The organism is Burkholderia sp. MSMB1826, from assembly GCF_001526325.1.
Lineage (GTDB): Bacteria > Pseudomonadota > Gammaproteobacteria > Burkholderiales > Burkholderiaceae > Burkholderia.
In genome coordinates, this window is the sequence record NZ_LOYN01000015.1 from 163617 (window position 1) to 182496 (window position 18880).

Below are 18880 nucleotides of genomic sequence, written 5' to 3' on the forward strand. Positions count from 1 at the left end.
ATTCGGATGACCGATGGATCGATCTTTACCGCGATCGCTCGCGGCTGATGTAGATCGCGAGCAGGATGATTCCGCCCTTGATCACGTTCTGCACGTACGGGTTCACGCCGATCATGTTGAGCCCGTTGTTGAGCACGCCGAGCAGCAGCGCTCCGACGAGCGTGCCGAGGATCGCGCCGCGCCCGCCGGAGATCGACGTGCCGCCCATCACGACGGCCGCGATCGCATCGAGCTCGAAGCCCACGCCGGCGTTCGGCTGCCCGCTCATCAGGCGCCCGGTCAGCACGATCGCGGCGAGCGCCGACGTGACGCCGGCCAGCGTGTAGACGATCAGTTTCACGCGCGCGACCCGCACGCCGGTGAGCCGCGTCGCCTGCTCGTTGCCGCCGATCGCGTACACGTAGCGGCCGAACGGCATCCGGTCAAGCAACAGCCACGCGATCGCATAGATCGCCAGCATGATCAGCACCGGCGCCTGGATGCCGAGTACCTTGCCGCTGCCGAAGAACGCGACCCAGTCGGGCAGCCCGTCGATCGGATAGCCGCCCGTGTAGATCAGCGCGAGGCCGCGCGCGATGCCCATCGTCGCGAGCGTGACGATGATCGGCGGCATCCCCGCGAACGCGACGAACACGCCGTTCAGGAAACCGAAGCCCAGGCCGACCGCGATGCCGATCCCCAGCGCGGCGGCCGCGTTGACGCCCGCGACCATCAGCCCGGCCGCGAGCGTGCCCGACAGCGCCATCACCGAGCCGACCGACAGGTCGATGCCGCCCGTCAGGATCACGCAGGTCATGCCGACCGCGATGATCGCGTTGATCGAGACCTGGCGCAGCACGTTTTCGAGGTTCGCGGCGGACAGGAAGCTCGGGCTCGCGATCATCATCGCGATGCACACGACGACGAGGCCCACGAGCGGATAGAACAGCGTCGAACGGCGCAACTGCGCCCACATCGCGCGGGGCGGCGGCGCATCGGCGGCCGTGGCCGCGAGCGTCGTGGAATGCGTGGAAGAGGAATCAGGCAGGTTCATGGGTCGCTCCTCGCGTGCCGGCCGTGGCATAGGTCATGACCGTGTCGGGATCGATCTCGTCGCCGGCGAGCGTCGCCTCGATGCGGCCCTGCCGGAACACGGCGACGCGATCGCACATGCCGACGATTTCCGGCAGTTCGGACGAGATCATGATGATGGCGTAGCCGCGCGCGGTGAGTTCGCGCATCAGCCCGTAGATTTCGGCTTTCGCGCCGACGTCGATGCCGCGCGTCGGCTCGTCGAAGATCAGCACCGACGTGTGATGGTTCAGCCAGCGCGCGATCACGACCTTCTGCTGATTGCCGCCGGACAGCGTCGCGACCTCGGTATGGATCGACGGCGCCTTCACGCCGACGCGACGCATTACGTCGTGCGTGGTGCGCGCCTCGCCGCGCCGGTCGATCAGCCAGCGCATCGACCGGTACTTGCCGAGGTTGTTCAGCGAGATGTTGTCGCGGATCGAGAACGACGTGACGAGCCCTTCCGTCTTGCGGCTTTCCGGCAGGAGGCCGATGCCCGCGCGCAGTGCGTCGGCCGGATCGGCGAGCTTCGCCGCCGCGCCGCGTACGCGCAGTTCCTTGCGATGCGCGCGCGTCGCGCCGATCACCGCGAGCGCGGTTTCCGTGCGGCCCGAGCCGACCAGCCCCGCGAAGCCGAGGATCTCGCCGGCGCGAAGCGCGAAGCTGTTCACCGGACCGTCGCGCTCGATCTGCAGCGCATGAACCTCCAGCACGACCGGCGCGTCGGCCGGCAGCGTCGGCTTCGGCGGAAAGCTGCTTTCGATCCGGCGGCCGACCATCATCCGCACCAGTTGCTCGACGTCGGTGCGCGCGACATCGGTCGTCGCGACGTACTGGCCGTCGCGCAGCACCGTGATGCGGTCGCACACCGCGAAAATTTCGTCGAGGTGATGCGAGATGAAGATCATCGCGACGCCCTGCCGCTTCAGCTCGCGCATGATCGCGAACAGGTGCTCGGCCTCGGCCGGCGTGAGCGTCGCGGTCGGTTCGTCGAGGATCAGGATGCGCGCGTCGAGCGACAGCGCCTTGCCGATCTCGACGAACTGCTGCTGCGCAACCGACAGCGCGCGGATCGGCGCATCGAGATCGATCGCCACGCCGAGCCGCGCGAAGATGGCTCCCGCCGCCGCGCGCATCCGCTTGCGGTCGCGGGCGCCCCAGCGGTTGCGCAGCTCGCGGCCGAGGAACAGGTTGTCGACGGCATCAAGGTGCGGAATCAGGCTGAATTCCTGGAACACGATGCCGACGCCGGCCGCGACCGCGTCGCGATAGTCCGCGAAATGGCGCGCGGCGCCGTCGATCTCGATCGTGCCGGCATCCGGCTGGTGGATGCCGCACAGGATCTTCATCAGCGTCGATTTTCCCGCACCGTTCTCGCCGAGCAGCGCATGGATCTCGCCGCGCGCGATCTCCAGATCGATGTCGGACAGCGCCTTCACGCCGGGAAAGCTTTTCGTGATGTGGCTGAGCCTGAGTATCGTATCCATCGGCTTCTCCGTACGAAGGGCGTCGGCCACGCCGCCGCCCTTCGCGTCGCGTCGCACGTCGTTCACCAGCTGAAACCCTTCGCGTTGCCGCGATCGACGACCTTCACGTCGACGGGGATCGCCTTCGGCACCGTCGCGCCCCACTTGCGCGCGATCGCGATGCCGAGCGCGATGCGCACCTGGTCGGCCGGGAACTGCGCGGTCGTCTCGACGAACTTCGAGTTCGGCTTCTGGATCGCGGCGATCGCCTCGGGCGCGCCGTCGACGCTCGTCAGCTTGATGTCCTTGCCGGCCCCCTCGATCGCGGCGAGCGCACCCATCGAGCCGCCGTCGTTCACGCTGAAGATGCCCTTCAGGTTCGGATGCGCGGAAATCATGTTTTCGGTGACCGACAACGCGGTCGCGCGCTCCTGCTTGCCGTTCTGCGTGTCGACGAGTTTCACGTTCGGGAATTTCGCGAGCCCGGCCTTGCAGCCGCGCACGCGTTCGAGAATCGGCACGACCGGGATGCCGTCGAGGATCGCGACCTCGCCGCTGCCGCCGATCGCCTTCGCGAGGTATTCGCACGACATCACGCCCGCGTCGTAATTCTTCGAGCCGACGAACGAATCGACCGGGCCGTTCGCGTTCGCGTCGACGGCCACGACCACCGCGCCCGCCTTCTTCGCTTGCGTGATCGCCGACTGGATGCCGGTCGAATCGGTCGGGTTCACGAGCAGGATGTCGATCTTCTTCTGCAGCATGTCCTCGACGTCGCTCACCTGCTTGCTGACGTCGTGATGCGCGTCGGTGACGACGACCTGCGCGCCGATCGACGCGGCCGCGTCGTTCAGCGCCTTCTGCATCGTCACGAAATACGGGTTGTTCAGTTCCTGAAACGTCATGCCGATCCGCAGCGGCGCGGCGTGCGCGGCGGCGGGCAGCAGGGCCGCGACGGCGAGCGCGGCAACGGCCGCCAGGTGGGCGGCGCGACGGGAGGATGAGGCGGGCGATGCGTGCGTCATGACGGTGTCTCCTGAATTGTGTGCGGCTTTTTCGTGGGTGAATGCGCCCCTCGCGACGTGAGCGACGCGATCGGCTGGGTAAAACGACGGAGCAAACTCGGGCGGGCGGCGGCCCGGCGATCATCCGGGCTGCGGCGCGAGTTCGGGTGCGCCGGGCGTCAGCACGCGCGGCGGCAGCGGGTTACCGGTGGGCGCCGCATGCAGCGCCAGCTCGCGGCTGCGCGCGTTCAGCCGTTGTAACGCGCGGAATTCGGACGGCGCCATCCCCTTCACCGCGCGGAACTGGCGGTTGAAGTTCGACACGTTGTTGAAGCCGGCCTGGAAACAGACGTCGGTGATGCTCGCGTCGTTGGCAAGCAGCATCTGGCATGCGGATTCGATCCGCAGACGATTCACGTACTGGACGAACGGCATGCCCGTGTGACGATGGAACGCGCGTGAGAACGCGCTGACGCTCTGCCCAGTCAGTTGCGCGAGATCGGATTCGCGCAGCTCGGATGCGAGGTTCTTGCCGATATACGACAGCGCGTGACTGAGCCGCGTCGGCGTGACGTCGGCCTGATCGTATGCGGGGCTCGCGAGCAGCGTGCGCTCGGCCGCACCGCACAGCCGCTCGAGGATCGTCATGAACAGCGCGATGCGGTGCATGCCGCGCGCGGTCAGCAACGCGTCGAACAGCGGGGCGATCGCGGCGCTCGTCGCCGCGTCGAAGCCGACCCCGCGCCGCGCATCGTCGAGCAGCGTCTGCGCGTCGCGACATTCGGGAAACGCGTCCATGCAGCGGCGCACGAACGAAGGATCGAACTGGATCACGAGATTGCGCCGCTCGACGGTTTCGCCTTCGGCCATGTCGCTGACCCAGTTGTGCGGCAGGTTCGGGCCGAGCAGCACGAGATGGCCGGGGCCGAACGAGCCGATGTGATCGCCGACGAAATACTTGCCGTGCGTCGCGACGATCAAGTGCAGCTCGAATTCGGGATGGAAGTGCCAGCGGATCGTGCGATACGGATAGCCGTGCGACCAGACCTTGAACGACTCGTCGCGTCGCACTTCGACCACTTCGAGATCGGGGTGCATCATGTTGGCGTCTCCATTCCCATGTATCGCTGGCCGGCCTGTTCGGCTCGTTCGCGCGTCCGCCGGCGGTTTCGCGCGGCGATGCGGACCGGTCGCATGGGAAGCAATGTAGGTCGATCGAGCGCGCGGCTCCACCAACTTTACGCCTGATTTCCGATACTTTTTTGCACGATCCGGCCGGAAACGGCGCCGGACGGCAAATTTGTTGCGGCGCGCAACGGCGCGGCGGCCGGCCGCACCGGCTTACGTCGCCGCGTGCTCGCGCGCCGTGCGCGCCTCGTACGTCTTCAGGTGGTTGTACGCGATCCGCAGCAGCGACAACGCATCGGCCGCCTGCGGGTCGCGCCGCGCGAGCAGGTCGCCGATCACGTGATCGGCTTCGACGCGCGCATGATTCTCGACGTCGCGCAGCATCGACGCGGTCAGCGGCGACGGTGTCAGCACCATCCGCTGCATCCGCTCGCTGGCCGACGAGTCGGGCCGGTGGCCGTTGTGTTCGGCGATCGCGCTGCATTCGGCGAGCATCGTTTCGAGCAGGCGGCGGCCGTCCGGCGCCGCGAGAATGTCGCCGATCGAGCCGCGAAACAGCGACGTGCTCGCGGCGAGCGTCGCGAGGAACACCCACTTCTCCCACATCCGCGCGGCGATATCGTCGCTGAGCGTCGCGTCGAAGCCCGCGCCGCCGAGCACGTCGGCCACCGCGCGCACGCGCGGCGATTCGCCGCCGGCAAGCTCGCCGAACGTCACGCCGTGCGTGTCGTTCAGGTGCACGATGCGCTGCTCGCGATCAAGCGTCGCCGCGATCACGCACAGCCCGCCGAGCACCTGCGCGGCGCCGAAGCGCTCGCGCAGCACGTCGAGGTGACGCATCCCGTTGAGCATCGGCAGGATCAGCGTCTGCGGGCCGACGAACGGTGCAAACGATGCAATCGCGTCGTCGAGGCTGTACGCCTTGCAGCTCAGCAGCACGAGGTCGAACGGCGCGACGCCGGCGCCCGCGTCGCCCGCGCGCACGGTCTGCACGTTCGCGAGCGTCAGGTCGCCGCGCGGGCTGCGGATCAGCAGCCCGTCGCGTGCAAGCGCAGCCGCGCGACCGTCGCGCACCAGGAACGTCACGTCGCGCCCCGCCGCGGCCAGCCGGCCGCCGAAGTACCCGCCGACCGCGCCGGCTCCTACTACCAGAATCCGCATCGTTGCCTCCTTTCGGTTTTGTTTGGTGTCGCACCGCGGCCCGTGCGGGCGCGGCGCATACGCCATTGCCCGACAGTATAGCGGCCACTTTTATGCATATGCATAGATGCCCGCGCCCGCGTCGCGGGCATCGGGAAACGATCTGCTTCTAAGGGATTTCCCGTCTACGGCGACGCGCCTCGTGCGCCGTCAAGACACTTACCCCGTCACGCCGTCCCGGCGAGCTTCCTCGACTGACCGACCTCATACCATGCGCAATCTTTCCCTGAATCAGAAACTCGCCTCGATGATCGTCATCCTGTGGCTCGGCCTGCTCGTGATCGCCGGGCTCGGCGCATGGCAGACCCGCGCGTCGATGATCGCCGACCGCCGCGACCAGCTTGCGTCGCTGGTCGCACAGGCCGCGAGCGTGACCGACCATTACTACAAGCTGTCGCAGCAGAACGCGATGCCGGAAGCCGACGCGAAGCAGAAGGCGCTCGAGGCGATCGCCGCGATGCGCTACGGCGCCGACGGCTATATCTCGGTCAACGATTCGAAGCCGGTGCTCGTGATGCATCCGATCAAGGCCGAGCTCAACGGCAAGGACGTGTCGAATTTCACCGATCCGAACGGCAAGCACTTGTTCGTCGAGATCGTGAAGGCCGGCAACGCGGAAGGCGGCAAGGGCTTCGTCGAATATCTGTGGCCGAAACCGGGTGCGGACAAGCCGCAGGAGAAAACCAGCGCCGTGCAGCGCTTCGCGCCGTGGGACTGGTATCTGGTGACCGGCATGTACATGAACGACGTGCGCTCGGCGGTGCTCGCGAGCATCGGCCGCTGGCTCGCGATGACGGCCGTGCTCGGCGCGATCGCGACGGCCGTGATGGTGTTGGTGCTGAAAAGCGTGCGCGCGAGCCTCGGCGGCGAGCTCGAAGCGGCGCTCGACGCCGCTCGGCGCATCGCGCAGGGCGACCTGACTGCCCGCGTGAGCGTGAAGCACGACGATCGCGGCAGCCTGCTGCATGCGTTGCATACGATGCAGGGCGGGCTGATCGACATGGTGTCGCGCGTCCGGGCGGGCACCGAGAACATCAACGTCGGCGCGAGCGAGATCGCATCCGGCAACACGGACCTGTCGCAGCGCACCGAGCAACAGGCGGCCGCGCTCGTGCAAACCGCGTCGAGCATGGACGAAATGACCGCGAACGTGAAGCAGAACGCGGACAGCGCCGAGCAGGCCGCGTCGCTCGCGGGCCAGGCCGCGCAGGTCGCGACGCGCGGCAGCGCGGTGGTCGACGACGTCGTGCGCACGATGAACGAGATCACCGACCGCTCGCACAAGATCGGCGACATCATCGGCGTGATCGACGGGATCGCGTTCCAGACCAACATCCTCGCGCTGAACGCGGCCGTCGAAGCGGCCCGCGCGGGCGAACAGGGCCGCGGCTTCGCGGTGGTCGCGGCCGAAGTGCGCTCGCTCGCGCAACGCTCGGCAACGGCGGCCAAGGAGATCAAGTCGCTGATCGTGTCGTCGAACGAGACGGTCCAGCACGGCGCGACGCTCGTCACGCATGCGGGCGAGACGATGGCCGAGATCGTGCAGTCGGTGCGGCGCGTGAACGAGATCCTCGACGAAATCAGCCACGCCTCGCGCGAGCAGAGCGCCGGGATCGAGCAGGTCAACCGCGCGGTGGGCGAGATGGATCAGGTCACGCAGCAGAACGCGGCACTCGTCGAACAGGCCGCGGCAGCCGCGCATTCGCTGCGCGATCAGGCCGAGGCGCTGCGCGACGCGGTGACGCGATTCGCGCTGCCGGCTTGACGGCGCACCGCTCCGCCCTCACGCCGCGCTGCCCGCCCGCAGCGCGGCCTCGCCGCTACCGAGCCCCAGCCCCGCCGCGCGCTGGATCAGCTCGACGTCGTTGCTCGCGCCGAGCTTCTTCATCGCGCTGATCTTCTGCGCGCTGACCGTCTGCTTGCCCTTGCTCAGGCGCTGCGCGATCGTCTTGATCGGCACGCCCGACAGATACAGGCGAATCACCTCGATTTCGCGCGCCGACAGCTTCACGGGCGTGTCGCCGCGCGTGCCGAGCGCATCGAGCGCGCGACGCACGGACGGCGACAGGTAGGTCGCGCCGCTGTAGCTCGAATGAATCGCCGTGACGATATGGCCGACCTCGTCGAGCTTGCTGACGACGCTCACGCCGCCGATCGCGAAGATCGACCGAAAGATCAGCGGGTTCTCGTTCGCGACCAGCACGACGATCCCGACGTTCGGCCGCGTGCGGCGCAGCCAGTCGAACAGCGCGAGGCCATCCATCTGCTCGTCGCCGCGAATCGCATAGTCGACCAGCACGACGTCGCAATCGATGCCGCCGAGCGATGCGACCAGTTCGGCCGCGCTCCGGTAGACCGCGGCGAGCTCGATCGCGCAGGCGCCGCCTGCGATCTGCTCGATACCGGCCAGCGTCAATGGCCAGTCGTACGCGAAGACGATGCGAACATTGAATTTCCTCATGCGGAGTTCCTGGTGGTTCACCGGCCGCGCCACGCGGAACGCGCGCACCCGGTTGAGCGTTGAAGGACATTCAGGCGATTTTTAGCCTGAGGGTCGATTCTATGAACGTATGCCCGCGCGCGATATCGGACGGCGTACGAATTGGCCGCCGAAGGCGTAATACGGGTTTGATATTTGCGTCGGTTCAACGGCCGGCGGCCAGCGGACGACCGTCGCGACATCGGCCCGATGGCCAGCCTGGCGCGCCGCACGGCCGGCCAGCAGGTAAAATTGCGCGTTTGCATGCCACCCCGGCGCGCCGGCGGCGAGCGACGCGCCGATGCCGGCCGCACGCCCCCGCCCCGACACCGGCTTGCCCGACCTCCCCGCTTTCCTCATGACCGATTCCGACCTGCAATCCGACGACACCTCCATCCACGAAGACGGCCTCTGGCGCGACAACGGCTGGACGGCCCGCATCATCAAGAACGAAGACGACGACGGCTGGGCCGTCGAGATGGTCAAGGACGGCGAGTCCGAACCCGCGCTCGTCGGGCCGTGGACCATGGGCCGCGACAAGAAGAACCCGAAGCCGATGGATGCGAACGCGTTCCGCACGCTCGTGAAGACCGCGACCGAAGTGCTGATGCGGCACGAACAGCAGCGGCGCGCGATGCTGCACAAGGAAGTGACGGTGCAGGACGAAGGCGGACAGGATGTGTCGGTGACGCTCGACATCGTGCCGGACGAGTTCGAGCCGTATGCGCAGCTCAAGGCGTTCGATCCGTATGGCGAGCTGCTGGCCGAAGCGAAGGTGTCGGCCGGGTTCAAGCTCAACAAGGCCAGCGCCGAGCGCTGGGCCGCATCGGGCTTCGAGCGGCCGGCCTGACGGCGCGATCAGGCGCCGGCGCCCCGATCCGCGCGCGCGAGCCGGCGGGCGGCCAGCTTGCGCCGCACGAGCGCCTCGAACTGCGGCGTCGCTTCCTCGGGATCGCGCGCGGCCAGGCCCTGCAGGTTGCGCGCGAGCTGGATCGGCGTCAGCACGATGCCCCACGGCAGCCCCCACCAGCCGAGCGTGGCCGACGCGAGCAATGCGATCGCCTGCTTGCGGCGGCCGCAGCGGCGGCAGCACACGTGGCGCCGCGTGGCCCAGCGCGTGACGAACACGAGCGAGACGACGCGATGCGACGCATGGACGTCGACCGGCTGCCCTTCGCGCAGGCAGACCGGACAGGGCCCGTAGCGCCAGTCGTCGACGTACTGCCGGACCTTCGCGTCGGGCACGCGTTCGGCCTCGACGACGACCGGATGCGCCTGTGCGCACACCGAACCGCAATAGCGGCGGCCATCGATCGACCGCCCGCCGACCAGGAACGTCCTGCCGCACTGACTGCACTCTGCCACGATGACCTCGGATGAACGTGATGCGCCGCGTGCCGGAACGCGCGCAGTCGATGCACGCGTTCCGGCCGGGCCGTTTCATGTTTTAACGGCCGCCGCCGCGAGGTCTTGAGCGCACGCGCGCAGCGGCGCGTCAGCCATGCAGCCCGTGCGCGGTCATCAGGCGGTACAGCGTCGCACGGGAGATGCCCAGCTCCGCCGCGACGTCCGCATGCTGGTGGCGGTGACGCAGCAGCGTTGCCTCGATCGCGTGCCGCTCGGCCTGCCGGCGCGCCTGCGCGAGCGTCGGCGGCCGCAGCGACGTGTACGGACGCAGCTCGAGATCGGCGGCCGAGATCAGCGGGCCGTTCGTCATCACGACCGCGAAGCGGATCCGGTTGATCAGCTCGCGCACGTTGCCGGGCCACGAATAGTTGTGGATCGCCTCGATCGCGCACGGCGTGAAGCCGCGAATCCGGTACGCGCCGTCGTCGCGATAGCGCCGCAGCACGTCATCGGCGAGCAGCATGATGTCGCGGCCGCGCATGCGCAGCGGCGGCTCGTCGATACGCAGCACGCACAGGCGGTAGTAGAGGTCGGCGCGGAATCGCCCGGCCCGCATCGCGGCTTCGAGATCGACGTGGGTCGCCGACACGATCCGCACGTCGACCGGAATCGACGCATGCCCGCCGAGCCGCTCGATCGTGCCCTCCTGCAGGAACCGCAGCAGGCTCGCCTGGCTCTCGAACGGCATGTCGCCGATTTCGTCGAGAAACAGCGTGCCGCCGTGCGCGGCCTCGATGCGGCCGATCTTGCGCTGGTGCGCGCCGGTGAATGCGCCGCGCTCGTGCCCGAACAGTTCGGCCTGCACCAGCATCGTCGGGATGGCCGCGCAGTTCACGGCGACGAACGGTGCGTCGGCACGCGACGACTGCCGATGGATCGCCGCCGCCGTCAGCTCCTTGCCGGTGCCGGACTCGCCGGCGATGAACACGGTCGCGTCGGTGTGCGCGACCTTGCGGATCGTCGCGAACAGCCGGCGCATCGCGTCGCACGCGCCGATCATCGCGCCGCCGGGCGGCGGCGCCTCCGCGGCCGGGCCGCCGTCCGCGAGCTCGAGCATCCCGTATGCGTGGCCGACGAGATAGCCGATCGTCGTGTAGGCCGTCGCATGGCGCACGTAGTCGAAGCAGCAACGGCGGATCAGGCGCGCGATCGTGATGTTGCGCAGTCGCTCGCCGTCGGCGAGCGCGACCCAGCCGACGCGCGGGTCGCGCAGCAGCGCCTCGAACGACGCGACGTCCGGCGACGCGAAACTGCCGAAATCGACGATGCCCGCATGCGGACGGTTCGCCTTGGCGAGATTCTGCGCGTCCGCCACGGTTTTGGCGCACCACACCTCCCAGCCGCGCGACGCGAGCGAATCGACGAGCGCGGCATCGTGTTGCCGCGACAGGTAGACGAGCGGCCGCGACGGCGCGACGGGACTGCGCCGGACCGCGACGAACGGCGGCGTGCTCGCCTGCCGTTCGTCGTCGTGCGGGCCCGGCATGCCGAGCTGACAGCAATGGTTCACGATTGCCTCGCCGCATAAGGTTGTGTATCGAAGCGGCCGTTGCCGATCGCGCGTGGCGGGGCCCGTGGTCCCGCGGCGCGGCGCCGCTCCGTCCTCGAATCGACGCCGCGCTATCGGCAGAACACGACGCGCTGCGTGTAGATCTGCGGCTCGACGGCGGGCTTCGCCGCGCCGTTGAGATCGTCGCGATAGGCGCGGTAGGTCTTGCCGTTCACCGTCACGTCCGCCGCGCGGGCCGTTTCGATCCTGGCGAGCCCGGTGTACCGCCATTCGTTCACCCGGTCGGCCGCCGCGACGCTCGACTCGCCCGCGATCTTCTGCGTGATCGCGCTGCCGTCGCTCCACGGTTGCGTCTGCATCGCCTCGGTGTGCTGCGTCGCGCCGACCGTCTTGCCGGTCGACTTCGGCCCGCTCTGCGCATCGAACGGCGCACCGCGACCGTATACCGGCGCTTGCCACGACGGCGCATGGCCCGCTTCCGGCATCATGTAGATCATCTGCGGGTCGCCGATCATCACCATCGGCGCGCATGCGGTGTTGTCGGGACGGCCGAGCGTCGACAGCGCCTGCTGGACGCTCGCGGCGTTCGCGAGGGTCTGCTCGTTCAGGATGACGAAGACCGCGGGATTCTGGAAAAGCGACTGCGCAGCGGCTTGCACGCTGGCCAGCAACAAAGCGACCAAAAAGATCCTCATGATTGAGGCCTCCTCGCATCCTCGTCACGCAAAAAGAGGTGTTGGCCTCGGGGAGGGGAACAACACCCGTCAAACCGGAAAAAACCGTCGGACATCGGGCCGAACGCCTGCCGTGCGACCCGCGCTCCGGTCGCACGGCAAACCGGCCCGCATGCTCACGACGAGGTACTCGTCGAGATGACGGCCGGCGCCGGCGCGACCGGTGCAGCCGGTGCGGCCTGCTGGTCGACCGTGGCCGGCGACAACGCTTGCGCCGGATCGGTCAGCGTCGGCACGTCGGCAGGCGGCGCAGTCGTTGCGGCCGCGGCTGCGTCCGGCACCTTCGCGTCCGCTGCGGGCATGTCGGCGGGCGCTGCCGCGACGGCAGGCAGCGCGGCCTCCGGTGCAGGCGCTTCGGCGGCTGCCTGCGGCGCCGGCTCGGCAGCCTTCGCATCGGCAGCCTTCGCATCGGCAGCCGGCGCCACGGCGACGGTTGCCGCCGGCATCGGTTCGGCAACCGGCTCGCCTGCGGCCTGCACCGGGTCGGTCGCGGCCGGCATCGGCTCCGGTGCGTTGGCGGCGACAGGCTGGGCAGGCTCGGGCATCTTGTCCGCGACGGCCGGCACAGGCTCGGGTGCCTTGTCGGCCACTGCCGGGGCAGGCTCGGGCGCTTTGTCGGCGACCGGCTGCGCGGGCTCCGGCGTCTTCGTCTCGGCGACCGGCGCGACAGGCGCCGGCGAAGCCTTGTCCGCCACGGCCGGTGCGGCGATGACGGCCGCTGCCGGCACGGTGGCCATGACGGCAGCCGGTACGATCGACGCTGCGGGTGCGGTGGCGGCGACGGCAGGCGCGGCAGTCGCCGCGGCAGCCGGAACTGCGGCGGCAACAGCCGGCGCTGCAACTGCCGGAGCGGCGGCGACAGCCGGCGTCGCAATTGCCGGAGCGGCGGCGACAGGCGCCATCGTCGGCACAGGAACCGGCACCGAAACCGGCGCAGCGCGCATCGACGTCGTCTCGATCGGGCGCGTCGGCGCGGACGCCGGCGCGGCCGAGCCGAGCGGCGGCAGGCCCATCCGGTCGCGCACGATCGGATCGCGATACTTGATGTCGTCCGCGACGGTCGCTTCGACGCTGGGCGCCACGTTCGAACGCGCGAGCGGCGCGGTCGTGCCCGGGCACAGATGCCCGGTCGCCTCCACCGCGCGCCGGTTCGCATCGCTCTGGCACAACAGCGCGAGCGCCACGTCGGTCAGGCCCATCGCACGGAATTCGCGCGCATCGAGACGCCGCACGCAGGCCTGGTCGACCAGCGTCGTGCCGCCCGTCGCGCCGAACCCCGGGAACGACACGCCGACGCTCACCGATCCCATGCAGGTATCGGACAGCGTGGTCGTGAGGCCGGGCGCCTGGATCGACGGGTTCGTCTTGATCGTCTGCGTGCCCGAGTAATTGACGTTTTCCGAGGTCTGGGTGTTGTACGGGTTGGTGCCGGGCGCGCCGGACGACTGCAACGAGTTCACGCTCTGCGGCGTCACGTTGCCGCCGGCCGTGCTGGCCGGCATCGTCACGTTGACGTTCACGCTCGAATTGCCGCTGCCGCGCACCCCGCTGGAGCTGGTGGCATTCCCCCCGCGCGAACTCGTCGTATTCGTGTTCATGCTCGAGCCGCCGCCCTGGCTGATCGCCGTCGACGAGGTCGACGATTGCGCGCTCGACGTCGAATCGGCGGTTTGCGCGTGGGCGCCGATCGTGGTCATCGCGAACATCGCCGCACATGCCACCTTGATCCTGTTGCTGTTCATTTCACTCTCCGGACGAGGTTTGACCTCCCACCCAGGCAACCGTACTAATTCCCCTGAATGCCTTCAGTTTTCGCTGCTCCCCCGAACTGCTTCCAGCCGCTGCCCAGCTGGGACCACGATCCGGCCGACATGCCCTGCCATTGCTGGGCGTCCGGTCCGCCGATCGCGCTGCCCGACGAAAGCGTTTGTTGTTCTGACGGTTTGGTTGTCTGAGAAAGGTTGTTTGACGTCTGCATATTCGATTGCCCACCATCGGCAGCACGGTCAGCGCCATACGCCGTCAGAGACGCGAGCATCAGAGCGGCGGCAATCAGGTTCTGCTTCATGCCAACTCCTTACGTGACAACGATGCGGAAAAGAGACCAGTGTCGCTGGGAAACTGGTCCCCCCACACCTGACTAATGACTGCTCCCGGTCGCGCTCGAGTCACCCTGGCTTCCGCCCGACGCGGACGGCGAACCGGCCGGACCGGTACTCCACACGCTCGACGAGTTGAAGTGATTCGAGCCCGCGATCGCGCCCGACCCGCCACTGCCCGTCCACCCCGCGGCACCCGCGTTGGCAGTGCCGTGATCGTTCGCGCCCGTGGCCGTGTAGTGGTTCGCGCCGAGTACGATCGTGGCGGTCACCCCTCCCGACAGCGCATTCGCGTTCTCGTTCGTGCTGCCGTTTCCGGCGAACGAGCCCGCGGCGCCGATCCCGCCGCCTGCCGCGAACGCGCCCCCGTTCGTGCCCGAACCGCTGGCCGTCGAAGTCGAGTTGTGAAACGCGGACGCCGTGCCGGCGGAGCCGGCGGGTGTCACGGTACTTCCTGCATTCGCGCCGGCCGTCGAGGTCGAATTGCTGGTATAGCTGCCGGAGCCGACCAGCACCGAACCGGAAACACCCGCCGCAACGGACTGCGTCTGGTTGGTCGTGGACGATCCGGCCGCCAACGCAGCGGACGAAATGACGGTGAGCGCTGTCGCTAACATGACTTTGGCTTTCATAGCAATTCCTTGCTGTGAGGAAGTTCGACGGTGGCGGAGCCGGGCCTGCCCTGGCGGGACAAAGCCCGGCATCCGTACCGCCAGCCAATGACGAACGCTACGCGTCGCGGCTTAGTGGTGATACGTCCAGCCGGTCGAGCCCGCGTTCGCGCCGCTGCTGCCGCCTGCTTGTGCGCCGCCGAAGCCGAAGCCGCCGACCGTCGACGTTTGCGTATGGTTCGTGTACGAGATCGAACCGCTGCTGCCGCCACCGGCCGTTGCGCCGGCTGCGCCGAGTGCCGAGCCGGAATCGGTTGCGGTGAAGTGGCCGAACCCGGCGACCCCGGCCATCGTCTGGCCACCGCTCGACGAGTTGCTGCTCGAGATCGTGCCGCTCGCTGCAAACGCTGCACCCGAAACCGCCAGAACTGCTGCTGCAATCAGAAGCTTCTTCATGGTCGACTCCATAACGGCGTGGAGAGAATGAGCATGGAAGATCGCACGCCATCGACCTTCCCGCCTCGAACAACCCTCAAACAATAAGGATTGCTATCGAATAAAGAAATTATTTCAGGCTCGCAAATTGGCTTTTTATTTTTTTGGCCAGCCGAAGTCTAGTTTTATGTTTATAAGTTGCCCAAAATTTATGAGTAGGTGTTTTCTATCATTTTTATGAACATTGGAATTCACTCCAAACACCATTCATTAAATTTACCGGAATGACGCACACATCTTTCCGGCTCGCGGTTTTCAATACCCCGTCCCAAACGGATACCGGCACCGGCACCCGTTTCCGGAATTGAAAACTGGCGAATGTATCGACTACCGCAAAACGCAGCGCCCGCTCGACACGCGCCCTTCAGCCGGGCGACGACGGACTTGCATTGCAGCCAGACGACATGTCTGCTCCCTGAGCTGACGAAGAAAGGCCTTCCGGATAACCCGGCCGACGCGCGTTCGATCTAGCCCAGCCGCCACCGGCACTGGCCCGGCGCGATCGAAACGGCTCTGCACGGTTGAAGAGGAATCGGCGCGACGCTGTCCGGCACGAACAGCGCGCCCCACCCGGAAACGCCGAATGAAGTCGAGCATCGCTGTCGCCAGGTTGTCGCGCGAAACGACAAGCGCTCCAGCACGCGATGCGCGCGGAGGGCGGGCAATCGGCAAGGCGCCACCGACGACGCTGGCACTGCGTCGCAAGCGCTACCCCCATCGATCCGACTACCCCTATGGTGCGCGAGAAACGCGCGGATCAAGCCACTGCTTATAGTGTTCATCGCCGCTTCCCCGACTGGCTCGTGACGAACTGGCCGCCCCCACATCGTTGTTGCATCGTGTCGACCGCTCGCCGGTGCGTCCACTCTCGCAAACGGCATGCCATGCGATATTCCACTGCGCATTGCGCGGGGCTCGCGGCCGCCAGCCCCGCCCATTTCGCCAGGAACGGCATTTTTCGTTTCACGAATGTATCGCGATAACGATCCCCGCACGGCGGCGATCATTGAACACGACGACGCAATGCCTTGATTTGACGGACGAATCGGGCAAACCGGGGCGCGCCGGACGTCCCGGCCGACGGTTGTTTCAAACTTGAGAGCCGTCTCTCGACGCAGGGCCCGTGGTTCGCGCGTTTCCGCTGACAAACCGCGTGTTGCGGCAGGCCGGCAACCGTCCGTTACCTCGGAGCGAAAGGGGTTCCGGCCGCTCGATGCCCCGCGCCGCCCGGCCGCCGATACGGCCGGAACACGGGTTTCCCCCGAAATACGAAACGAATTTGATTCATCCGTGAAAATAGCCACACGATCGTGCGGGGAAAAACCTTGCCATCCGGCACGCTGCGGGCGTAACAATTAAAACAAATGTAAACACGAGATCCGGACAAAAAAACGCGCCCGTCGCTTTTTCATTTCGATTCGACCAGCCATTTCATGAATCCACGACGATCGATTCATCGAAGAAACGTTTTCGAGAATTTATCCGGCTTTTCTCATCACTGAAACATGACGACCCAAAACAGCATGCACATCGTCAATCTCGTAAAAACCTGATTGGGCGCGCGTTTCGTCGCATCGAACCGTATCGATCCCACGATCGCCGCGGGTGCTTCCCTGTCCCCACGATTCACGCACGAAACACCGATGCGTGCACCGAACGGTCATGACCCGGCCGCGCCCGCATGCAGCGGGACTTCGCCGTTCATGGCATGCCGGTTGCCCGATGTCCGGCTTTCGACGAGCAGCCCGTCACGGCGCACGAAATACAGGCAGCGGCCCTCTTGAACCGGCATGTCGTGGAAAAGGCGATGAAGGTCGCCACCGGTCGATACTTGCGTCGTTCAAGCATCAACGGGAGTGTCGGCGAAACCGGAGCGCCCGTCGCGACGCTTCGTCGACATCGCCGGAGCGTTCGCATGAAAGCACGCGTCACACGAGCAGCCGGCCATATCGGCAGCCATCCGTTCAAGGCGCTCGCGAAAACCGAACACGAGCCGTGTCGCATACGACGATCGCTCGCCCGGCCATTGCGACGCGGGCCGCGGCGGGCCGCGCGTCGCGGCCGATATCCTCGAGCGCAACGCGCCGTCATCGCGACATGACGATCGACGACCGGCCGGCTGCCCGTCAGCCGAGCAGTTCTTTCTTGCGCAGATGCACGACGTCGCGCATCGGCGGCGCGCCGAACAGCCGGCTGTATTCTCGGCTGAACTGCGACGCGCTTTCGTAGCCGACCACGGCCGCCACCGACCCGACGTCGCCGCCCTGCCGCAGCAACAGCCGTCGCGCCTCGTGCAGCCGCAACTGCTTCTGGTACTGCAGCGGGCTCAGCGTCGTCACGTGCTTGAAATGATGGTGCAGCGACGACACGCTCATGTTGACCGCCTGCGCGAGCGACTCGACGCGCATCGGCTCCGCGAAGTGATCGCGGATCCATTCGATCGCACGCGCGATCCGGTGCGTCTGGCTGCCGGCGATCGCCATGTGCCGCAGCCGCGTGCCCTGCCCGCTCGTCATCAGCCGGTACAGCACTTCCTTCTCGATCAGCGGCGCGACGACCGCGATGTCGGCCGGCGTATCGAGCAGCCGCAGCAGCCGCAACGCAGCATCGAGCAGCGGCGGCGTCAGCTCCGCGAGCGCGATCCCTTCGCCTTCCGGGCCCGCGTCGGGCTCGGGCAGCCGCATTTCGGCCGCCAACTCGACGATGCGCTGCGGATCGAGCGTCAGCGACAGGCACAGGTACGGTTCTTCCGCCGACGCACGCGTCACGCGCGAGAGGATCGGCAAGTCGATCGACGTAATCAGGCAATTGTGAGCGTCGTATTCGTACGCGTGGCCGGCCACGATCACGCGCTTCGCGCCCTGCGCGGCGATCACCAGCGCGGCGCGCGACACGCCGCAGCCGAGATCGACCGGCCGCGTGTGCCGATGCAGCATCAGGCCCGGCACGGCCGTCGAGTGCGAGCCGTCCGCCGGCGCGAAACGGCCGATCAGCGACGCCAGCTCGCGCCGCCCGGATTCGCGCGACGCCACGATATCGGTCATGTCCATGACGCATCCTCGAATGATTTCCCGTGTCGCGCGAGCATAGCGAAACGGCTCGCGGCGCGCAGGGGATTTGCAGGATTGTTCAATAAATTTGCAGGATTGGGTAGACGCAAAAACCGGCGGCTCGCGCACACTCGCGCTAATCCGGCCTACGCCGGGTTTTCCCCACGGAGACAACCCAAAATGCCTACCTCGTTTGTCCTGAACGGCAAGAACGTCACGCTCGACGCCGATCCGTCGATGCCCGTCCTCTGGGCGATTCGCGAACACGCGGGACTGACCGGCACGAAATTCGGCTGCGGCATGGCGCAGTGCGGCGCGTGCACGGTGCATCTCGAAGGCCAGGCCGTCCGCTCGTGCGTGCTGCCGCTCGCCGGCATCGCGGGCAAGCACGTCACGACGATCGAAGGCCTGCAGAGCAAGCCCGCGCAGGCCGTGCAGGCCGCGTGGGTCAAGCTGCAGGTGCCGCAATGCGGCTATTGCCAGTCCGGCCAGATCATGTCGGCCACCGCCTTGCTCGAACAGAATCCGAAGCCGACCGACGCGGACATCGACGCCGCGATGAACGGCAACCTCTGCCGCTGTGCGACCTACGCCCGCATCCGGGCCGCGATCCACGACGCCGCCGCGACGCTGGGAGCCTGACC

General features: G+C 67.4%; 17 protein-coding genes. 3 read left to right on the forward strand and 14 right to left on the reverse strand.

Annotated features, from left to right (window positions below; all coding sequences use genetic code 11):
- Positions 1-25 precede the first annotated feature (25 nt).
- The 5 genes from WS95_RS07740 to panE all read right to left on the reverse strand — a co-directional run bounded on the left by WS95_RS07740 (position 26) and on the right by panE (position 5812).
- Positions 26-1033 (reverse strand): ABC transporter permease, encoded by a 1008-nt coding sequence (locus WS95_RS07740; protein ID WP_059780613.1) that lies wholly within the window; start codon positions 1031-1033, stop codon positions 26-28.
- Positions 1020-2540: a sugar ABC transporter ATP-binding protein gene (locus tag WS95_RS07745; protein ID WP_059823534.1), complete on the reverse strand. Its 1521-nt coding sequence runs from the start codon at positions 2538-2540 to the stop codon at positions 1020-1022. The genes WS95_RS07740 and WS95_RS07745 overlap by 14 nt, the downstream gene beginning before the upstream one ends.
- A gap of 62 nt (positions 2541-2602) precedes the next feature.
- Entirely contained in the window at positions 2603-3544 is a 942-nt protein-coding gene (locus WS95_RS07750) for a substrate-binding domain-containing protein (RefSeq protein WP_059780614.1), read from the reverse strand.
- 120 nt (positions 3545-3664) lie between these two features.
- On the reverse strand, positions 3665-4624 hold the full coding sequence (locus WS95_RS07755) for an AraC family transcriptional regulator (RefSeq protein ID WP_059780615.1): 960 nt from the start codon (positions 4622-4624) through the stop codon (positions 3665-3667).
- A gap of 240 nt (positions 4625-4864) precedes the next feature.
- Positions 4865-5812 (reverse strand): 2-dehydropantoate 2-reductase, encoded by a 948-nt coding sequence (gene panE / locus WS95_RS07760; protein WP_059780616.1) that lies wholly within the window; start codon positions 5810-5812, stop codon positions 4865-4867.
- A 250-nt stretch (positions 5813-6062) separates the two neighbouring features.
- Between panE and WS95_RS07765 the strand changes: the two genes are divergently transcribed.
- Positions 6063-7616 carry a methyl-accepting chemotaxis protein gene (locus WS95_RS07765; protein WP_059780617.1) on the forward strand — a complete coding sequence of 518 codons (1554 nt, stop codon included), beginning with the start codon at positions 6063-6065 and terminating at the stop codon, positions 7614-7616.
- An 18-nt stretch (positions 7617-7634) separates the two neighbouring features.
- On the opposite strand, the gene WS95_RS07770 is transcribed toward WS95_RS07765, so the two are convergent.
- Positions 7635-8312, reverse strand: coding sequence for a response regulator transcription factor (locus WS95_RS07770; protein ID WP_059823536.1), 678 nt, complete (start codon positions 8310-8312; stop codon positions 7635-7637).
- Positions 8313-8688: 376 nt separating this feature from the next.
- On the opposite strand from WS95_RS07770, the gene WS95_RS07775 reads away from it, so the two are divergent.
- Positions 8689-9180, forward strand: coding sequence for a hypothetical protein (locus WS95_RS07775; RefSeq protein ID WP_059823155.1), 492 nt, complete (start codon positions 8689-8691; stop codon positions 9178-9180).
- Between the two features lie 8 nt (positions 9181-9188).
- Here WS95_RS07775 and WS95_RS07780 read toward each other — a convergent pair whose 3' ends face one another.
- The 8 genes from WS95_RS07780 to WS95_RS07815 form a co-directional block, all read right to left on the reverse strand.
- Positions 9189-9695, reverse strand: a complete 507-nt coding sequence (locus WS95_RS07780) for a hypothetical protein (protein WP_059823156.1) — start codon at positions 9693-9695, stop codon at positions 9189-9191.
- A gap of 130 nt (positions 9696-9825) precedes the next feature.
- The gene (locus WS95_RS07785) at positions 9826-11223 is read right to left on the reverse strand and encodes a sigma-54 dependent transcriptional regulator (protein WP_059823158.1); all 1398 of its coding nucleotides are present in this window, start codon (positions 11221-11223) and stop codon (positions 9826-9828) included.
- A 134-nt stretch (positions 11224-11357) separates the two neighbouring features.
- Entirely contained in the window at positions 11358-11942 is a 585-nt protein-coding gene (locus WS95_RS07790; RefSeq protein ID WP_059823160.1) for a hypothetical protein, read from the reverse strand.
- A gap of 155 nt (positions 11943-12097) precedes the next feature.
- Positions 12098-13723, reverse strand: coding sequence for a hypothetical protein (locus tag WS95_RS07795; RefSeq protein ID WP_059823161.1), 1626 nt, complete (start codon positions 13721-13723; stop codon positions 12098-12100).
- Positions 13724-13767: 44 nt separating this feature from the next.
- Positions 13768-14049: a hypothetical protein gene (locus WS95_RS07800; RefSeq protein WP_034204447.1), complete on the reverse strand. Its 282-nt coding sequence runs from the start codon at positions 14047-14049 to the stop codon at positions 13768-13770.
- Between the two features lie 72 nt (positions 14050-14121).
- Entirely contained in the window at positions 14122-14712 is a 591-nt protein-coding gene (locus tag WS95_RS07805; RefSeq protein ID WP_034204446.1) for a hypothetical protein, read from the reverse strand.
- A gap of 111 nt (positions 14713-14823) precedes the next feature.
- Positions 14824-15147: a hypothetical protein gene (locus WS95_RS07810; RefSeq protein WP_034204445.1), complete on the reverse strand. Its 324-nt coding sequence runs from the start codon at positions 15145-15147 to the stop codon at positions 14824-14826.
- A gap of 2165 nt (positions 15148-17312) precedes the next feature.
- A complete protein-coding gene (locus WS95_RS07815; RefSeq protein WP_034204444.1) occupies positions 17313-18236 on the reverse strand; it encodes an AraC family transcriptional regulator in 924 nt (307 codons plus the stop codon).
- 180 nt (positions 18237-18416) lie between these two features.
- Here WS95_RS07815 and WS95_RS07820 point away from each other — a divergent pair, with 180 nt between their 5' ends.
- On the forward strand, positions 18417-18878 hold the full coding sequence (locus WS95_RS07820) for a (2Fe-2S)-binding protein (RefSeq protein WP_006480868.1): 462 nt from the start codon (positions 18417-18419) through the stop codon (positions 18876-18878).
- Positions 18879-18880: the final 2 nt, after the last annotated feature.

Bases quoted from the DNA above. Each gene is read 5' to 3' on its own strand.
- WS95_RS07740 (WP_059780613.1), bottom strand. From the start codon at position 1,033: ATGAACCTGCCTGATTCCTCTTCCACGCATTCCACGACGCTCGCGGCC.
- WS95_RS07745 (WP_059823534.1), bottom strand. From the start codon at position 2,540: ATGGATACGATACTCAGGCTCAGCCACATCACGAAAAGCTTTCCCGGC.
- WS95_RS07750 (WP_059780614.1), bottom strand. From the start codon at position 3,544: ATGACGCACGCATCGCCCGCCTCATCCTCCCGTCGCGCCGCCCACCTG.
- WS95_RS07755 (WP_059780615.1), bottom strand. From the start codon at position 4,624: ATGATGCACCCCGATCTCGAAGTGGTCGAAGTGCGACGCGACGAGTCG.
- panE (WP_059780616.1), bottom strand. From the start codon at position 5,812: ATGCGGATTCTGGTAGTAGGAGCCGGCGCGGTCGGCGGGTACTTCGGC.
- WS95_RS07765 (WP_059780617.1), top strand. From the start codon at position 6,063: ATGCGCAATCTTTCCCTGAATCAGAAACTCGCCTCGATGATCGTCATC.
- WS95_RS07770 (WP_059823536.1), bottom strand. From the start codon at position 8,312: ATGAGGAAATTCAATGTTCGCATCGTCTTCGCGTACGACTGGCCATTG.
- WS95_RS07775 (WP_059823155.1), top strand. From the start codon at position 8,689: ATGACCGATTCCGACCTGCAATCCGACGACACCTCCATCCACGAAGAC.
- WS95_RS07785 (WP_059823158.1), bottom strand. From the start codon at position 11,223: ATGCCGGGCCCGCACGACGACGAACGGCAGGCGAGCACGCCGCCGTTC.
- WS95_RS07790 (WP_059823160.1), bottom strand. From the start codon at position 11,942: ATGAGGATCTTTTTGGTCGCTTTGTTGCTGGCCAGCGTGCAAGCCGCT.
- WS95_RS07795 (WP_059823161.1), bottom strand. From the start codon at position 13,723: ATGAACAGCAACAGGATCAAGGTGGCATGTGCGGCGATGTTCGCGATG.
- WS95_RS07800 (WP_034204447.1), bottom strand. From the start codon at position 14,049: ATGAAGCAGAACCTGATTGCCGCCGCTCTGATGCTCGCGTCTCTGACG.
- WS95_RS07805 (WP_034204446.1), bottom strand. From the start codon at position 14,712: ATGAAAGCCAAAGTCATGTTAGCGACAGCGCTCACCGTCATTTCGTCC.
- WS95_RS07810 (WP_034204445.1), bottom strand. From the start codon at position 15,147: ATGAAGAAGCTTCTGATTGCAGCAGCAGTTCTGGCGGTTTCGGGTGCA.
- WS95_RS07815 (WP_034204444.1), bottom strand. From the start codon at position 18,236: ATGGACATGACCGATATCGTGGCGTCGCGCGAATCCGGGCGGCGCGAG.
- WS95_RS07820 (WP_006480868.1), top strand. From the start codon at position 18,417: ATGCCTACCTCGTTTGTCCTGAACGGCAAGAACGTCACGCTCGACGCC.